Genomic DNA, 16,718 nt, shown 5'->3' on the forward strand with positions numbered 1-16,718 from the left:
CTTTCAGTGGTGGGGAGCGGTGCTGGAACGCATGCCCGGCAAGGTCAGCCGGTACACGAGGAGGCGGTTGTCGTTGTCGATCGGCGAATCGCAGGGCTGGCCTTCCATGACGCAGTGCTTCGCGATGAAGTCGTTGTCGTTGCCGACGATGAGGAACCAGTCGTCGGGATGCGCGGCATCGAGTGCCGGAAGAAGGTCCATCGCCTCCCACTTCTCCGAGAGCTGCGCGAGCCCATCGCGCCCGGGTTCGAGCGACAAGCCCGCGCGGGCCAGGTCCTGCGGATCGAGCAGGTTCACCAGCGGCTTCCAGGTCGCTGCATGGATATCGTTGCGAAGGACACCGCCCTGCCCCAGCACCGAGGTCGTATTCGTCTCGTAGGGCGTTCCCGCCAGGTTCGTCGCGCCATCGGTATCGACGACCACGATGCTCTTAAACACGATCGGCTTGCCGCCATCGGCCCCCCACCCGCTGCCATCACGGGTGAGCATGAGGAAGCGGTGGTTATCGAGCATACGGATCTCACTCTGGGCGGCGGTCCGGTTGGGCGCGCCTCCAGCGCCACGGTCGTCGTACACCGGGAGACGCACGACGAAATGGCCCACCGGCCTGGCGGGCGTCTTGTTACGAGCGACGTCGTACACAAGCACACGGGTAAGCGCACGCCCTGCCGCGTCGGTGCCGGACGAATCCTGAAGCAACGCGCTTTGCAGCATGACGAACAGGTGCGTCCCGTCAGGCGAAAGCGCCATGCCTTCCACGCCCTGGTTGTTCCGGCGCCCGGTCACGGGTGGCTTGAGCGAGGTGAAGTAGGGCTTGCCGGCTTTGTCCGCCGGTTGCACGGCCTTTGGCGGAACGAGGATGCCGCTGAGCTTACCCTTCGCGTCAAAGCGATAGACGTTGGCGGCGTACTCGTCCCCGATATAGAAGCCACCGCCAGGGATGAACTGCAGGGATTCGGCGTCGAGGGAGATCTTGCCGGCACCGATGCCGCTGGCGGGCGCTGGGAGGACGATGCCTTGCTGGGTGAGCGTGCTACCGGCGGGTTCGGCGCCAGTGAAGGGTTTGCCGGTGAAGTCCTGGAGTTTCGTACCGCTGTCCGGCGTCAGCGTGACTGTGCCGACGCGCTGCGTCGGGGTCGCGCGCGAGCGCGCGCCTACAGGGGATGCGTCGGCCACGGGGGTGTTGCCTGCGGGGGGCAGGGTCATCGTGAAGCGATGACGGTGGAGGCGCCCGGCGTAGTCGTAGAACAGGTTGTGTTCGGGGTCGTTGCGGCCGCGATCGGGCAGCGTCCAGAGCACGCCCGTATAGGTGTCGCCTTCGCGCTTCCATGTGCCGGGCTCGATCATCAGGGATGAAAACGAGCCCAGCGTGTCGCCGAGGAAGTCGATAGTGCCCGCCGGCAGCGAGCCGGCGGCCACGAGACCCCGGTCCACGTAGGTGGTACCGCCGACCTCGACGCTGCGCGGCAGCGGCGAGGTCGCGATGTCCGGCTGGCGTACCTCGAGGGACTGCGCCGCCGCGCTTCCGGTGAGGCACGCTACGACGAGTCCTGTGAGGTACCGGCGCATCAGAATCGAACATCCAGGTTAGCGAAGTACTGGCGCGGCGCCGACGCGTGGAACACGTAGATCGTGCCGCTCGGATCGCTGGGCGCGAACACGCTGGAATCGAAGTTGCTGGCGTAGCGCTTATCACCCAGGTTGGTCACGTTCACGGACAGACGGATGTCCTTCGCGAACCATGCCGAACCAAAGTCGTAACCGCCTGAGAGATCCCACACGGTGAAGCCGCCGAAGCTGCGGTCGTTCGTGTAGGTGTAATAGCGCTTGCCGGTGTACTTGCCGCGCAGCGATGCAAACCACGGACCCTGGTTCCAGTCGATCTGGGTCGAGAACATCTTGCTCGGCGTATCGGTCTGGATCTTCCCCTTGGTCTGCTGTACGACGCCGGCCTGGGTGTAATCGCTGGCATAGGTGGAGCGGTTGTACGAGGCCGAATTGAACCAGCGCAGGCTTTCGATCGGTGTCCACACAAAGGTCAGCTCGACACCGCGGCTATCGACACCGCCGACGTTGTAGAAGCGGTTACCGCAGGTGGGACCCACCGGGCTGCGTGAATCACACGGGTTGTACTGCAGCAAGCGGTTGTCGAAGCGCACGGTATAGGCCGCGGCCGATGCTGCGATCGAACCCGCCTCGATGCGGTAGCCCGCTTCGAGGCTGCGCGACTTTTCCGGCTTCAGCGAACCCTGCGTGTTCCACGTCGCCTGGCTAACCGCCTGCGGGCCGAGCTTGAAGCCACCCTGGAACATGGCAATGTTCTTGGCGAAGCTGGCGAAGACTTCTTGCGTGTCGTCCAGCTTGTAACGGACGCCCATCTGCGGAAGGAGCGCCTTGCTGGCACTGAGCTTGCCGCTAGCAAACTGATTGTTCGAGTTCGCCGGGATCGGCTTCACGGCGTCGCCCGGTAGCGCCATGGCATCTGAGGTCACGTGCGGGCTCTTTACACCGACATCCACCGTGAGGCGATTGTCGAGGAAGTTGATTGTGTCCTGCAGGAACGCCTGGCGCGTGTTCCACACGGTACGCTGATCGAACACACCGAGATCTGGCGTGGCATCGATCCGTGCGCTAAGGTCGCGCGGGCCCGTGACATAGCTGCTGTAGCGCGAAGCTGACGAGATATTGTGCTCGTACCAGACGCCGCCTTCGATATGCTGGTTGTCGATATCCCAACCCGCGGACAGGAGCGCACCGGTGCGGTTAATGGTGTACAGCGTGTTGCGGAAGATGATCGGCAGCTGCTGGGGCGTGCCTGGATACGAGTACGTTCCGCTGTTCCAGTTGTGGCCTTCGCCCGCGTCTTCATGGTGATAGACCATGGCGTGGATCGTCACCGAGTCGCTGGGAAAGAAGTCACCCGCGAGGTAGTAAAGGTCGTCGTTACGCAGGATCTGGCCCGCGGTGAAGGCGCCGTCGGCGTCGGTATCCGGGCCCGAGCGATCACACAGCTTCGCATTCAGGGTGCCAGCGTTGCAGTAGGCCTTGCCGATCGCCCGGTTCCAGTCCGGCGCATAGCCGCCCCAATCCCAACCGAGCCCACGGGCCATCTCGCTCTTTGATAGATAAAAGTAGTCGGCCTGGGTGGTACGCGAGGTATCGGCGAAGCCGGTGATCCGGGCCCAGTCGAAGTCCCACACGGCCTTGCCGTTGAACTGCTTGGTCGTCGACTTGTTGTACGCGGACTGGTTGTTCCACAGGTCCGACTCGGTGCGCGCACCCGAGAGGTACATCGAGAAGCCGTTGTAGTCGCCGGTATCGAATCGAGCGAAGGTGCGGCGGTTCTGGTCGCTACCAAACGTCTGCACGACGCGGCCGCCCATCGTCTTCAGCGGATCGCTCGACGTGTAGGCGATGGTGCCGCCGAGATTGCTGGTCGAGGGCGTGCCGAGGTTACCGATACCTTCGGAAAGCTCGGCGCCAGCGAAGTTTTCCGAGATCAGTGCACGGTTGATCGAGAGGCCGTTGTAGTTGTTGTAGGCGCCGTCACCGAGCGGCATGCCATCCAGCGTATAGCCCAGGCGCGTGCCGCTGAAGCCGCGCAGGCTGAGCGTCATCGATTGTTCGTTTGAGCCAAGCGCATCGACCGACTGTGCATTCACACCCGGCAGCGTGTTCAGGACCTTTTGCAGGCTGGTGCCAGGCGGGAGCGATTTCTGGTCTTGCGGGCGGGAGCGTTGTACCTGGCGCGATTCACCGGTGCCAATGACCGATACCGCGTCGAGGTCCTGTGCCTTCTCGCGTTTGCTCGCCGTGGTGGCGGTATCCGTCGTGTCGGTAGTGGCGGTATCCGTCGCGTGTACGACAGGCGAGAGAGCCAGGGCAAGCGCCATGGCCAGGACAGTCTGCTTCAACAAGGCTCTGCATCCTTTCAACGCAGGCGCATCGCGGCCGACCTCCCCTGAGGCGACCCATCACACGCCGTGGAAGCCCGTGATAGTCGGATGGCTAAATGAAATCTTGATGACAGCCGAGACTACAGTCGCCGTGTTGTGCGGTTGGGCACAGAGTGGAGCATCGCGCGCAAGCGCGCTCCTACAGAAGACCTGCGCAGGCTTTTGTAGGAGCGCGCTTGCGCGCGATGCTCTTCAGCGAAAATCGATCGTAGAGATCGCGCCGGACATTTCGGGACGCGGCCGCAGCGACACATCCCAGCCATACAGTTCGCACAGGCGGCGCACGATCGCGAGGCCCAGGCCAGCACCGCCACCCGTGGCGCTTTCGCCACGAATACCGCGCTGGAACAGCTTTTCGGCGTCTTCCGGCTTGATACCGGGACCCGTGTCGATCACTTCGATGCGGCCATCCAGGACGCGCACGGTGACCTTCCCTTCCATCGTGTATTTGATCGCATTGCCAATAAGGTTGGTCAGCGCCACGGAAAGCACGGACGCAGGCGCGTTCACCGCGACGGAGCCATCCGATATGAGTTCGATCTCAATCGGCTTGCCGCCCATCTGCGGGCGCTGGCTCTCGATGACATCGCTTGCGACCTTGGCTACATCCGTGACTTCGCCGCGTGTCGGGCCACGCCGTTCAGCGCGCGAGAGCAGCAATAGCGCCTCGATCAATTCGGTCGCCTGACGCGACGCACGCTCGATTCGCTTCAAGCGCTCGCGCAGCTTGTCAGTTAGGTCCGGCGAACCTTGCAGCAACTCGGTGGTACTGGCGATGACGGCGAGCGGCGTGCGCAGCTCGTGGCTTACATCGGAGTTGAACTCGCGATCACGCTCCACCACGGCGGTAAGACGCGTGGCGTACTCATCGAGCGCCACAGCCAGCTCACCCACTTCATCGTCGGCGAAGTGCGGCGCCAGGGCTTCGGCCTTGCCCACACGGCGGAAATCGCGAAGACGGCGCGCGAGGTCGGTGACCGGGCGCAGGACACGCGACGACAGCCACACACCCAGCACCAGCGAAAGCAGGCCGAACAGGAATACGGCGGCGATCACGCTGGTCTGTAACTGGCGCTTGCCGAGTTCATCGCGTGAAACATCGAACTCGAGGAAGTTGATGATGCCGCCCTGCCGGCGCACGGCCACCTTGTAGTGGTGCGGCCGGCCGTCACTTGCGTCTTCGAAAATATCGTGGACGCCCGTATCCAGGCTCTGCCACGGCAGCGGCGCCTTGTAGATCGTCCGGTCGCTGAAGGTTGCCGCCTTGACGATCTCGATCGCGGGCGGCTGGTTCGGGTTTTCCCGCACCTTCTGGTTAAGCGAATCCACCTCGTCCTGCAGGGCCGAGTTGATCAGTTGCTCTTCGACGCGTGTGCGGATGTTGAGTGCGGCAAACGCGAACAGCGCGCTCAGGCTGAAGCCGAACAGCGTAAACGTGACGATGAGGCGGAAGCGGAGCTTACGTCGGGACCGCATCCGGGTCGACCATGCGATACCCGATACCGTGGCGGGTGTGGATCAACGGCTTCTCGAACGGTTTGTCGATAGCGGCACGCAGGCCATGGATATGGACACGCAGCGAATCCGAATCGGGCAGCTCTTCGCCCCAGACGCGCTGCTCGAGGTCCTGGCGCGTCACGACGGACGGGCTGGCCTCCATCAGCGCCTGGAGCAGCTTCAGGCCGATCGGGTTGAGCTGGATGGATTTGCCTTCACGGGTGACCGTGAGCGTATCCAGGTTGTAGGTGAGCCCGCCCACTTTCAGCACGCGGCTCTGGGGGCCCTTGCCACGGCGCGCGAGCACCTCAAGGCGGGCAGCCAGCTCCTGCAGCGCGAAGGGCTTGGTCATGTAGTCGTCCGCCCCGGACTCGAAGCCGGTGAGCTTGTGCTCCAGCGAGTCGCGGGCGGTGAGCATGAGCACCGGGGTCTGCTTGTGGGCTTCGTGGCGCAGTTTCTTGGCGACATCGAGCCCATCCATACCCGGCAGGGTAAGGTCGAGCACGATCACGTCAAAATCGTGAACCACGGCCAGGTGCAGGCCGGTGACGCCGTCGCCGGCGAAATCGACGACATGGCCCCTGTCCTCGAGGTAATCCCCGATGTTGGTGGCGATGTCGGTGTTGTCTTCGATAACCAGGACGCGCATTGCCGCACTCCGTTGTGCTGTCGCAAAAGTATTGCGACGACCAGCTTAACGGGGATTCCGTGAACCGGACAGCATTAAAAGAAAGGCCCGGGCGGAAAGCCGCCCGGGCCGAAAGAACTACTGCCCCGATACCGTCACTCCAACTCGCGGAATCACAGTGAGTTCTTTATAGGGGGTACCCGTTTAAATCGCTGTTAACCCCTTGGCAGCCTTGGCCCGGCGGGCCTTCGGGGCGACCGGGCGGGCGGCGTGGCGGGCTTCGCAATGGGCGATGATGGCCCCGGCCACGTCTACGCCGGTGCTGCCCTCGATGCCCTCCAGACCCGGAGAGGCATTCACCTCCAGGAGCAGGGGCCCGCGCGACGAGCGCAGCAGGTCCACGCCGGCCACTTCCAGGCCCAGGGCGGACGCCGCCTCGATAGCCACCCGGCGCTCCTCATCCGAAAGCTCGACCGCGGCGGCGCTGCCACCCCGGTGCAGGTTGGCGCGGAACTCGCCCGGGGCGGAGGATCGCTGCATCGAGGCCACCACCTCGTTACCCACGACGAAGCAGCGCAGGTCGTTGCCGTTCGCCTCGCGAATGAACTCCTGGACCAGGAAGTTGGCGTAGAGGCCGCGGAAGGCCTCGATCACGCTGGCCGAGGCCGAGCGTTTCTCCGCCAGCACCACGCCGGCACCCTGGGTACCCTCGTTCAGCTTGATGATGTGCGGTGGGTCGCCGAGCATGGCCAGCAGATCGCTCGTGTCGTCCGGGTTGTCGCCAAACGCGGTCAACGGCATGTCGATGCCCCGGGCGGCCAGCAGCTGCAGGCAGCGCAGCTTGTCGCGGGCGCGCAGTACGGCATCGGAGGGGTTCGGCGTCATCACCCCCATCAGCTCCAGCTGGCGCAGCACGGCCGTGCCGTAGAACGTGCTGGAAGCGCCGATGCGGGGGATCACGCAATCGATCGGCCCCAGCGGCTTGCCTTTGAAGTGGATGGCGAAGGACTGCGGCGCGATGCTCATGTAGCAACGCAACGGGTCGATCACTTTCACCGTGTGCTTGCGCTTGCGCGCCGCCTCGAGCAGGCGCTGGGTGGAATACAGCCGCGCGTTGCGCGACAGGATGGCGATCTTCATTGGGGTTCCCGGACGGCTCGGCGCGGCGTCTGCGAGTAGGAAAGCGAGGGATCGACCTGGAAGCGCCCGAAGAGCGCCGTCCGGCCAAGTAAAAGGGGGAAGAGCATATGACGGCGGTCGGTCAGGTTCACTTCGGCCATGAAGCGCTGGCCGGCCAGGTCAATCTCGGCCTCGATGAACCAGCGCTGGGTCGTGTGGCCACCGGAATCCGTCACCGCCCGGCGGCCCAGCGCACGCGCCTCGCACGGCGCGGAGACACCGCCCTTGCGGGTGGTGCGGACCTGGAAACGCAGCCACGTCCCATCCTCGCGCTCATCCACCTCCAGCCATTCGACGTGCAGCGACGACGAGCGCGCGCCCGTATCGAGTTTGGCTTTCAGGAGGGAAACCCCGAGCGACGGAAGTGCGAGCCGTTCGCGCCAGCCGAGGGTGATGACATCAGTCATGGGTCTGGAGCGCGTAGGTGGGGGAACGACAATGCCGTGGGGTACCGGCGGGTTACGCTGCGAAGCATGCCGAACGCCCGGCGCCGAATGCAACACCCCCGGCGTGACGACCCGCCGGGCGGGCCTCACGCCGATGAAACGGGGGTGAAACGGGCCCAGTCAGCCCAGGTAAAAGCGCCGCCGGGTGAGTAGCAGATACAGCCCACAGCCTACGCCGACCAGGGAGACGGCGCCCACGTAGTGGGCCGGGCCCAGGCCACCCGCCGAGCGAGCCAGGAAGCCGACCAGCAAAGGTGTCGCCGCACCGCAGATCGCGTAGGCGACGTTGTAGGAGAGCGAGATGCCGGAGAAGCGAATCGCCGGCGGGAACGCGCCTACCAGGATCGCCGGAATGGCCCCGGTCACGCCCGCCGAAAAGCCGACCAGCGGGTACAGCCACATGAGGTACGCACCGCCCGCGTGCAGGTCGAAATACAACGCGTACGTCGCCACCGCAAGACCGATCGAACCGAGCAGCAAGGTCAGGCCACGCCCGATGCGATCGACCAGCAGGCCGAAGAAGAAACAACCGAAGCACAGCGCCAGCGCGGCGAGGCTGCCGCCAGTGAAGGCGCGCGCCTGCTCCACCTTGAACGCGGTCTGCATAAGCGTCGGGGTCATGAGGATATCGACGACGATGGCGGCGGTGAGCAACCACGTCACCAGCATCGACAAGATCGTACCGGCGCGGTGATCACGCAGGGCCACCCATGCCGGCAGTTCCGCACTCAACTCCTTGCGCTCGCGCATCCGCGCGAACACCGGCGTCTCGCTGAGCCAGCGGCGCAGGTACATGGCGAAGAAGCCGAAGATACCCCCGAGGATGAACGCGATACGCCAGCCATAGGAAAGCATGTCGTCCGGGGCCAGACGCGCGGTGAGTCCCGCGGCCACCAATGAACCGATCAGGATGCCCGCGGTAAGGCCGGAGGTAAGGCTTGCGCAGGCGAGGCCAACACGCTTCACCGGCACATGCTCCGCGACAAACACCCAGGCACCCGGGATCTCACCGCCGATGGCAAGCCCTTGCACGATGCGAAACAAGGTAAGGAGGATCGGAGCCAGCAAACCGATGCTTGCGTACGTCGGCAGCAAGCCAATCAGCAACGTGGGGATGGCCATGAGGAACACGCTAAGCGTGAACATACGCTTGCGACCGACGCGATCGCCGAAGTGCGCCATGACAATGCCACCGAGCGGCCGCGCCAGGTATGCCACCGCGAACAAACCGAAGCCCTGCAGCTGCGCGACGAAATCCGAAGCACCCGCGGGGAAGAACAGATGGCCGATGGTCTTCGCGAAGTACACGAAGATCACGAAGTCATAGAACTCGAGCGCACCACCCAGGGCCGCAAGAACCAGTGTTTTTACGTCGCCCCGGCCCAAGGGGCGGTTGTCGGCGAGATCGGTATCGAAAGGTGTGCTCATGCGGCAGATAAGAATCGAGGAACGCCAGACAGGCAATCCCCCAAAGGTATCAAAACCACCCCGGTAGGAGCGCGCTTGCGCGCGATGGGCGTTGCGGCAAGCCCCATCGCGCGCAAGCGCGCTCCTACAGGTTGCTGTTCAAGATTCGAGGAGGTCGGCTACGGAGTTGAGGATTTCTGCCGGGCGGAAGGGGTAGCGCTCCACTTCTTCGCGGGTGGCGATGCCGCTGAGTACCAGCACCGTGTGCAGGCCTGCTTCGATGCCGGCTACGACGTCGGTGTCCATGCGGTCACCGATCATGCCGGTGTTGTGCGAGTGGGCACCGAGTTTGTTCATGGCCGAGCGGAACATCATCGGGTTCGGCTTGCCGACCACGTACGGTTCGCGGCCGGTGCACTTGCTGATCAGCGCGGCGACCGCACCCGTGGCCGGCAACGGCCCTTCCGAGCTGGGGCTGGTGGCATCGGGGTTCGTGCAGATGAAGCGCGCACCGTTACCGATGAGGCGGATCGCCTTGGTGATTGCCGCGAACGAATAGGTGCGCGTCTCGCCCAGTACCACGTAGTCCGGCGCGGTATCGGTCATGATGAAACCCGCCTCGTGCATGGCCGTGGTCAGGCCGGCCTCGCCCATCACGAAGGCCGAGCCGCCGGGCGACTGATCTTTAAGGAAGGCCGCCGTCGCCAGCGCCGAGGTCCACAGCTGCTCTTCCGGCACATCCAGGCCCGAGCGGCGCAGGCGGGCGCTTAGGTCGCGCGGGGTAAAGATCGAGTTGTTGGTGAGCACAAGGAAGGGTGTGCCGCGCTCGCGCCACTGGCGAATCAGTTCGGGGGCACCCGCTAGCGCCTTGTTCTCATGGACGAGCACGCCGTCCATGTCCGTCAGCCAGCAGGCGATGTCATTGCGGTCGACCACGGGAACTCCTTGGGGAAAGTGAGGCCATCGACCCTGAAGCATAACGCCATCACCCCCTGCATGCCGTGGCGACAAGCGTCCTTTGCACACGAAAAGACGACGGGTGTGGTACACGTTGCCCTCGCGTATCCAAGGGGGTACCCGCTCCAGCAGGGGTTTCATGGCAGATTTTGCGTCCCGCCAATCCATTCGCCTGATCCGCACGGCGGGCGTTGTCGTGGGCATCGCGCTGGGCGCCGTGCTGGCCACGGTGCTCGTGCACGACCATACCCGCCGCACCGCCGCCGCACGCAGCCAGGGCCTCGCCCTGGCCCATGGCGCACAGCGCCTGTTGATGGCACAGCTGCACGGTCTTCAGCTGACCATGCAGGGCATTGCGCGTGACACCCGCGACATCGACGGGACCGCGCCCGAACGTGCCGCAGAGCTGATCGCCATGAATATCGATGGGGTCAGCTCGCGCAAGACCGAGCTGAACGACCTCATGCTGCTGGACGCGAGTGGCCACGGCATCACCCGGGGCAGCCCTGACCCCCGCATCGCCGAGTGGGCCACGACCCATGCCGACGACCCCGCGGCGCTGGCCATGGGCCCGTTTACTCGCGACCGCCACGGCCAGTGGAGCATGCCCATCGCCGTCCCCGTCGCCGACGGCGGCTGGGTATTCGCACGCCTGCGCCAGGCTCAGTTCCAGGATATCGTGGACCACGTCGATGCAGGTCGGCATGGGGTCACGGCGATCACTGACCGCTACGGCATCATCGTGGCGCGCTCTGGCCCTGAGGCCAGTGTCATTGGCCAACCCGCCAACGTGCTCTGGGAGCCGGCGCGTAACGATTCGGATATCGGCATCAGCAAGCTGGATCACATCCAGCGCCTGGTCGCCTCGGCACCGTGGGAGGAGTACTCCATCGGGGTGGGCGTCGGCATCGCGGTCCGCGATTACATGGGCCCCTGGTACAACTTCCTGGGGGTGAGCATCGCCGTGTGGACCCTGTACTGGTTGGGCTTTGCCTTCCTCAACCGCCGCGTCACCGAAGCCGGCATCGTGCAACGCCGACATGTCGCCGAGCTGACCGACGCGACCGAGCGCTGGCACCAGGCGCAGAAGCTCGGTCACACAGGCACCTGGCGCGCGGATGCCCGGCGTAACCGGCTGATCTGGGATAGCCAGGTCGAGACCATGCTGGGCCTGTCAGCCCGGGGCGAAGGCGTCGACGACACGGTCTTCTACAGCCACATCCATCCCGATGACGTCGACCGCGCGCGCGAGTCGTTCGTCCGCGCCTGGAGAAACGGCGAAACGCTCAACCTCGATTTCCGCTGGCTACGCCCGGATGGCACCCAGCGCTGGATCTCCGGTACCGGTGCCATTACCGGTACCGATGGCGAAAAGGCCATGACGGGCACCGTGGTCGATGCCACCGACCGCATCGAAACCCAGCGCCAGCTGGCCGAGGCCGAACAGCGCTTCCGCCTGATGTTCGAACGCACGCCCCTGCCTACGTGGGTGTTCGATATCGACAGCATGGAGTTCCTCGAGGTCAACGCGGCCGCCGTGCGCAACTACGGCTACTCACGCAAGGAATTCCTGCGCATGGCGGTGATCGATATCCGGCCGGAATCGGAAATCGCGCCACTACAACAAGCCCTCGCGACTCAGGACACGGCGACCATGATGTCCCGTACCTGGGTGCATCGGCGCAAGGATGGCAGCCTGCTGGATGTACGCATCCACACGTCGCCGCTGGAATTCATGGGGCATCACGCACGACTGGTGCTGGCCGAGGATGTGACCGAGCGCAGCCGTGCCGAACGCGACCTCGCATGGCGCGCCACGCACGACATGCTCACCGGCCTGGCCAATACCGAAGCCTTGACCGATTTCCTCGACCGCCGGTTCGGCACGCGGCGCTGGTATGAAGTGATCTACGTGCACCTGCGCGGTCTCGACCTGATTTCGGACACCTATGGGCTCGAAGCGGGGCGCACCGTCCTGCAACAGGTGGGCCGACGCTTCGCCACGCTGGGCACGGATTTCGGCATGGCCGCACACCGACCGAGCGAACGATTCCTGCTGGCCGTCATGCACCCTGAAAAGCACGAACGTGCCGTCGAAGCGCTCACCGCGGCGGTCAGCGAGCCCGTGCTGCTCGATGGAACGTGGCATGCGCTGGACGCGGAAATCGGCGTGGCCACCCATCCCGCCGATGGCACCAGCGCCGAGCAGATCATTGCCAGCGCAGCCATGGCCGCGCACTTCCACGGCGAAGGCCCCGGCTCGCTCCGCCCCTTCGAACCCTCCATGGCCGAGCGCTCGATCGAACGCCTGCGCATGGCCTCACGGATTCGCCAGGCCACCGAACAGAACGAATTCGTGCTGCACTTCCAGCCGATCCTCGATGCATCCACCGGCCGCGTGCAGAAACTCGAAGCACTGCTGCGCTGGCCCGCCGCCGATGGCACCTTTGTCCCGCCGGAAGACTTCATACCTTTAAGCGAGGAGACCGGCTTGATCGTGGACATCGGCCACCGGGTCTTCGACGACGCGGCACAGTGCCGTGTCGCGCTCGCCCGTGCCGGTTATGCCGACCTCCCCATCGCGGTAAACGTCTCGGCGGTCCAGTTCCAGCGCACGGATGTCGCGGCCGACGTGGCCGCGGTCATTGCCCGCTATGAACTGCCGCGCGGCGCGTTGGCGATCGAGCTCACGGAAAGCAGCCTGATGTCCAACCGGCGCGCCGCCATGGCGGCGATGCACCGGCTCAGTGCCCAGGGCACACACGTGTCACTCGATGATTTCGGCACCGGCTTTTCGAGCATGGCTTACCTGCGCGACCTGCCGATCGATTCGTTGAAGATCGACCGGGCATTCGTGAGCGACGTCGCCACGCATGAACGTTCTGCGTCGATCTGCCGGGCCATCATCACCCTGGCACACACGCTGGGTATGACCGTGGTGGCGGAAGGCGTGGAAACGCAGGCCCAGCTTAACTGGCTGGTGGCTGCGGGGTGTGACAGCGTGCAGGGGTTTCATCGGGCTGTGCCGATGGCTTTCGATGCGTTGATCGACTACCTGCGAACACAGCCGAAGGGGGACGCCGTCATCCCAGGCTGATGGCTTCACGCCCTCAGCAGACCCTTGGGATGCGTGCTCGCCATGACGCGGTTACGCCCGCCCCGCTTGGCCTCGTAAAGCGCGTTGTCCGCGTCATTCCGCAACTTCTTCAGCTCGTATCCCGACAGGTCGGTCGATGACACGCCCGCGCTGGTTAGACAAGCCACGGTATGGCCATCGACCGTCACCGGGCTTTCCTCAAGCGCGATGCGGATCTGCTCGGCCACCGCCAGGCCTCGTTCCAGTGTGCACTGAGGAAGCAACACACCGAACTCCTCGCCACCCAGGCGTCCCACCATATCGCCGGGGCCGAGTTGTGCGCGGCACACGTCCACGACGTGTTGCAGGACGACATCGCCGATCGCGTGACCATAGTGGTCATTCACCGACTTGAAGTGATCCAGGTCGAGCAGCACCACGCAACAGGGGACCTTGCGCCAGTGCATGTCCGCCAACGCGTTCTCCAGCTCAGCCATGAAGTGCTGGTGATTAAAAATGCCGGTGAGACCATCGTGCTGTGATAACCACTGGAAGCGTCGCTTCGAGCGCCTGACGCGAAACAGCCAGAACACCACAGACAGCACCACGACCGCCAGCAACACGATGTAGAGACGACCGATCTCCACCGACTTCGTCGTCAGGAGCTGTTCTGCCCGCAGCACACGGTTCTGTCGAGCAAGGTTCTCCGCTTCGACCTTCTCCACCAGCGTCCGCTGCTGGACCGCCTGGTATGCGAGCGTGCGCGCCGTCACATCGTCGAGGTAGCCATGGTCCTGCTCGGAAAACTTCTGGAAGTACTCGAGAGCCGCGGCCGAATCGCCACGTCGCTTGGCGACGTTATAGAGCACCTCATATGCGTCACGAAGCCAGAAGTCGATGTCCGCCTCTCCGTACATGCCAACGACCTCGCGCGCCTTCTGCTCTGCCTCTTTATCGCGCCGCAGCGCGGAAAGCGCCTGGGCGCGCTGCGTCGTCAGGGAGGTGAGTGCCGCATGGAAGTTCGTCTGCATGACCGATGGGGCGATGCGATCCAGTACGGCCAACGCCTCTGCCGGCTTGTGCTCTTCGACCAGGATTTCGCTATGCGTGAGCCATAGCATATTTGCGTAAACCACGTCGCCCATGGCATCGCACGCATCGATCCCGCGCTTGAACAGCGGATCAGAAGACCGCAGCTTATGCGTACTGTAGCGAGCGGCCACTTCGGCGCCGATCGGATGGCACATGGTTTCGTCCTTCGGGACTACATCACGCATCATCACCGCGTAGCGAATCGCGATTTCAGGTTGCCCAGCGAAATTCAAGCCTTGCGAGAGGTTGGCTAGCAGAGCATATCGGGCCTCGGGATCCTGCGTATGATCCAGCATCGCAACCGCCTGCTCTGCGAGCGTGAATGCTTCCTCATAGTGTCCGGTGGAGGCGTAAGCTGAAACCAGCTTGCCCATCGATTTAGCAGCCAGCGTCGCGTCGCCGGAATGCGCCATGATGTCCTTGTAGGTCTCTGCCGCTTCCAGGTATCGCCCGGCAAAGCTGGCCTCCCAAGCGTCCAGATATCGCAGACGCCAACGCTGCGAAGGCGTCATCTCCGGCTCATCAGCGTGGAACTGCGCCAGCATGGCGGCGAACCGCGGGTGATCTTTCAGCTGGATCGCCTGGGCCGTGGCGAGGAAAGCATCGACAGTGCGCTCAGTCGACGAGGTACCGCCGGCGACCGTGAGCAGCAGCGCGGCAAATCCCCCGATGAGCCAGCCGCGCGCGCAATGGGACATCAAAGCGAGCTTCACGCGTTGGCGAACCCCATGTCCTGGAAATCGGTCATTACACGATTACGTCCCATGTTCTTCGCCCGGTACAGGGCAGCGTCCGCTTCGCGGCGAATCCGCTGTAATCCGTAACCGGAGATTCTCGTGCACGCCACACCGATGCTGGCGGAGTATGTGACGACGTGGCCATCGACTGCCAGGGGTGCGGCTTCCAGGGCCGCGCGAATGCAGTTTGCGATGACCAGACCCTGCTCAGCCTGACACTCGGGCAAGAGGATACCGAACTCTTCGCCGCCCAGGCGCCCGAGCAGGTCGACGGGGCGAAGCTGCTGCCGGCAAGTCGCGGTAGCACACTTAAGCACTGCATCGCCGATAGCGTGACCGTAGGTGTCATTCACCAGCTTGAAATGGTCAAGATCCAGCAAGACCAGGCACGCGGGCGCGTTACGGCGTTCGAGATCGTGCAGCCCTCGCTCAAGCTCGGTCATGAAGTACTGGTGGTTGGCGACACCCGTGAGGCCATCCTGGCAGGACATGCGCTTGAAACGTAGTTGCGAACGCTTGGTCCGGATCAACCAGAACACGACCGACGCGAGGAGCACCGCCAGTAGCGCAATATAAAGCCGGCCTGCTTCCACGGCCTTCGACGTTAGCGATTGCTCGAGCTGAAGGACGCTGTTCTGGTGCGCGAGCTTTTCGGCCTCCAGCCCCTGCAGAAGCGCGCGCTGCTGCACCGCCTCATATGCAAGTGTGCGAGCGGTCAGATCATCGAGGTTGCCCCGCTCCTGCTCCGCATACTTCTGGTAGTACGCTAGCGCGACGGAATCACGTTTTGCCCGTCGTTCCACCTCGTATAGCACATGGTAGGCATCTCTCAGGAAGGTATCCATGGAACCTGGACGGAACAATGCCACGGTCGCTAGCGCGGCATTGCGCGCATCAGCGTCCTTATTCAGCGCGAGATAGGCATTTCCGCGCTGACTGTACAGCGCCGCCTTGCCCTGGAAATAGCCGATCTTCTCAATCGATGGGGCGATGCGATCAAGGATCGCCAGCGCGGTATCAGGCTTTCCGATTTCAATGAAGCGAGCGGTCTTGGTCAGCCAGTTCATGTTCGCCCAGACCGTCGCGCCCGCACGAGTGCATTCGTCGATGGCCTGTGAGAGCTCAGGGCTCTCCGGTGAGATCTTCTGGGTGTAACGCGCTGCCATTTCGACCGACATGGACATGCAAGGTGACTCGCCCGGCGAGAGGTCCGACCGCATCATCTGCGCATACTTGATCGCAAGATCGGGATGCCCTGCGTCGTTCATGGACTGCGAAAGATTGGAAAGCAGGGATTGGCGAGCGACAGGATCCTTCAACCCCGGGAGGACGGCGACCGCACGCCGCGCGAGCGTGAACGCTTCCTCATAGCGATGGTTAATGCTGAAATTCTGTATCAGCATACCCATCGCCCTGGCGCTCAGCCCGGGGTGGCCCGAATTGTCGAGAACATCACGCGCGACCTTTTCGGCCTCAGCGTAGTTCCCCTGGAACTGTGCCTCGACCCCGTCCAGCATGCGAAGGCGCCAGCGCTGCCCTGACGTCAGCGGCCCCTTCTCGGCATGCACCTGCGCGAGTATGGCGGCGAAGCGCGTGTGATCCGTCGATCGGATGGCATCGGCCTGGTCAAGCAGCGCCGTGACGTCAACTCCAGCCGGCGTGCATACCGCAGACCCTGCGGAACACGCGAACGCGGCTCCGGCCAGCCAGATCATCGCGTGCCGCCGGAGCTTCGTCGTCATA

At 64.0% G+C, this 16,718-nt stretch carries 11 protein-coding genes; 1 reads left to right on the forward strand and 10 read right to left on the reverse strand.

Features of this window, described 5'->3' with window-relative positions; genetic code table 11:
• Positions 1-3: 3 nt before the first annotated feature.
• From VGN46_RS11310 to VGN46_RS11345, 8 genes are all read right to left on the reverse strand, one after another.
• Positions 4-1,569, reverse strand: a complete 1,566-nt coding sequence (locus VGN46_RS11310) for an esterase-like activity of phytase family protein (protein WP_331643782.1) — start codon at positions 1,567-1,569, stop codon at positions 4-6.
• Positions 1,569-3,893 (reverse strand): TonB-dependent receptor, encoded by a 2,325-nt coding sequence (locus VGN46_RS11315; RefSeq protein WP_331643903.1) that lies wholly within the window; start codon positions 3,891-3,893, stop codon positions 1,569-1,571. The genes VGN46_RS11310 and VGN46_RS11315 overlap by 1 nt, the downstream gene beginning before the upstream one ends.
• 255 nt (positions 3,894-4,148) lie before the next feature.
• Entirely contained in the window at positions 4,149-5,432 is a 1,284-nt protein-coding gene (locus VGN46_RS11320) for a HAMP domain-containing sensor histidine kinase (protein WP_331643783.1), read from the reverse strand.
• Positions 5,416-6,102: a response regulator transcription factor gene (locus VGN46_RS11325; protein ID WP_089975032.1), complete on the reverse strand. Its 687-nt coding sequence runs from the start codon at positions 6,100-6,102 to the stop codon at positions 5,416-5,418. Before VGN46_RS11325 ends, VGN46_RS11320 begins: the two co-directional genes overlap by 17 nt.
• Before the next feature lie 183 nt (positions 6,103-6,285).
• Positions 6,286-7,221, reverse strand: a complete 936-nt coding sequence (gene rimK, locus VGN46_RS11330) for a 30S ribosomal protein S6--L-glutamate ligase (RefSeq protein ID WP_331643786.1) — start codon at positions 7,219-7,221, stop codon at positions 6,286-6,288.
• Positions 7,218-7,667 carry an ATP-dependent zinc protease gene (locus VGN46_RS11335; RefSeq protein ID WP_331643787.1) on the reverse strand — a complete coding sequence of 150 codons (450 nt, stop codon included), beginning with the start codon at positions 7,665-7,667 and terminating at the stop codon, positions 7,218-7,220. The genes rimK and VGN46_RS11335 overlap by 4 nt, the downstream gene beginning before the upstream one ends.
• A gap of 159 nt (positions 7,668-7,826) precedes the next feature.
• The gene (locus VGN46_RS11340) at positions 7,827-9,134 is read right to left on the reverse strand and encodes an MFS transporter (RefSeq protein WP_331643788.1); all 1,308 of its coding nucleotides are present in this window, start codon (positions 9,132-9,134) and stop codon (positions 7,827-7,829) included.
• Positions 9,135-9,272: 138 nt separating this feature from the next.
• Positions 9,273-10,049, reverse strand: a complete 777-nt coding sequence (locus VGN46_RS11345) for an HAD-IIA family hydrolase (protein WP_331643789.1) — start codon at positions 10,047-10,049, stop codon at positions 9,273-9,275.
• A 160-nt stretch (positions 10,050-10,209) separates the two neighbouring features.
• On the opposite strand from VGN46_RS11345, the gene VGN46_RS11350 reads away from it, so the two are divergent.
• Positions 10,210-13,167, forward strand: coding sequence for a bifunctional diguanylate cyclase/phosphodiesterase (locus tag VGN46_RS11350; protein WP_331643790.1), 2,958 nt, complete (start codon positions 10,210-10,212; stop codon positions 13,165-13,167).
• Positions 13,168-13,172: 5 nt separating this feature from the next.
• Here the strand turns inward: VGN46_RS11350 and VGN46_RS11355 are convergent, their stop codons facing one another.
• The gene (locus VGN46_RS11355) at positions 13,173-14,951 is read right to left on the reverse strand and encodes a diguanylate cyclase (protein ID WP_331643791.1); all 1,779 of its coding nucleotides are present in this window, start codon (positions 14,949-14,951) and stop codon (positions 13,173-13,175) included.
• Entirely contained in the window at positions 14,948-16,717 is a 1,770-nt protein-coding gene (locus VGN46_RS11360) for a GGDEF domain-containing protein (protein ID WP_331643793.1), read from the reverse strand. The genes VGN46_RS11355 and VGN46_RS11360 overlap by 4 nt, the downstream gene beginning before the upstream one ends.
• Position 16,718: the final 1 nt, after the last annotated feature.

Origin of the sequence: Luteibacter sp. (assembly GCF_036500425.1) — a bacterium.
Taxonomy (GTDB): domain Bacteria; phylum Pseudomonadota; class Gammaproteobacteria; order Xanthomonadales; family Rhodanobacteraceae; genus Luteibacter.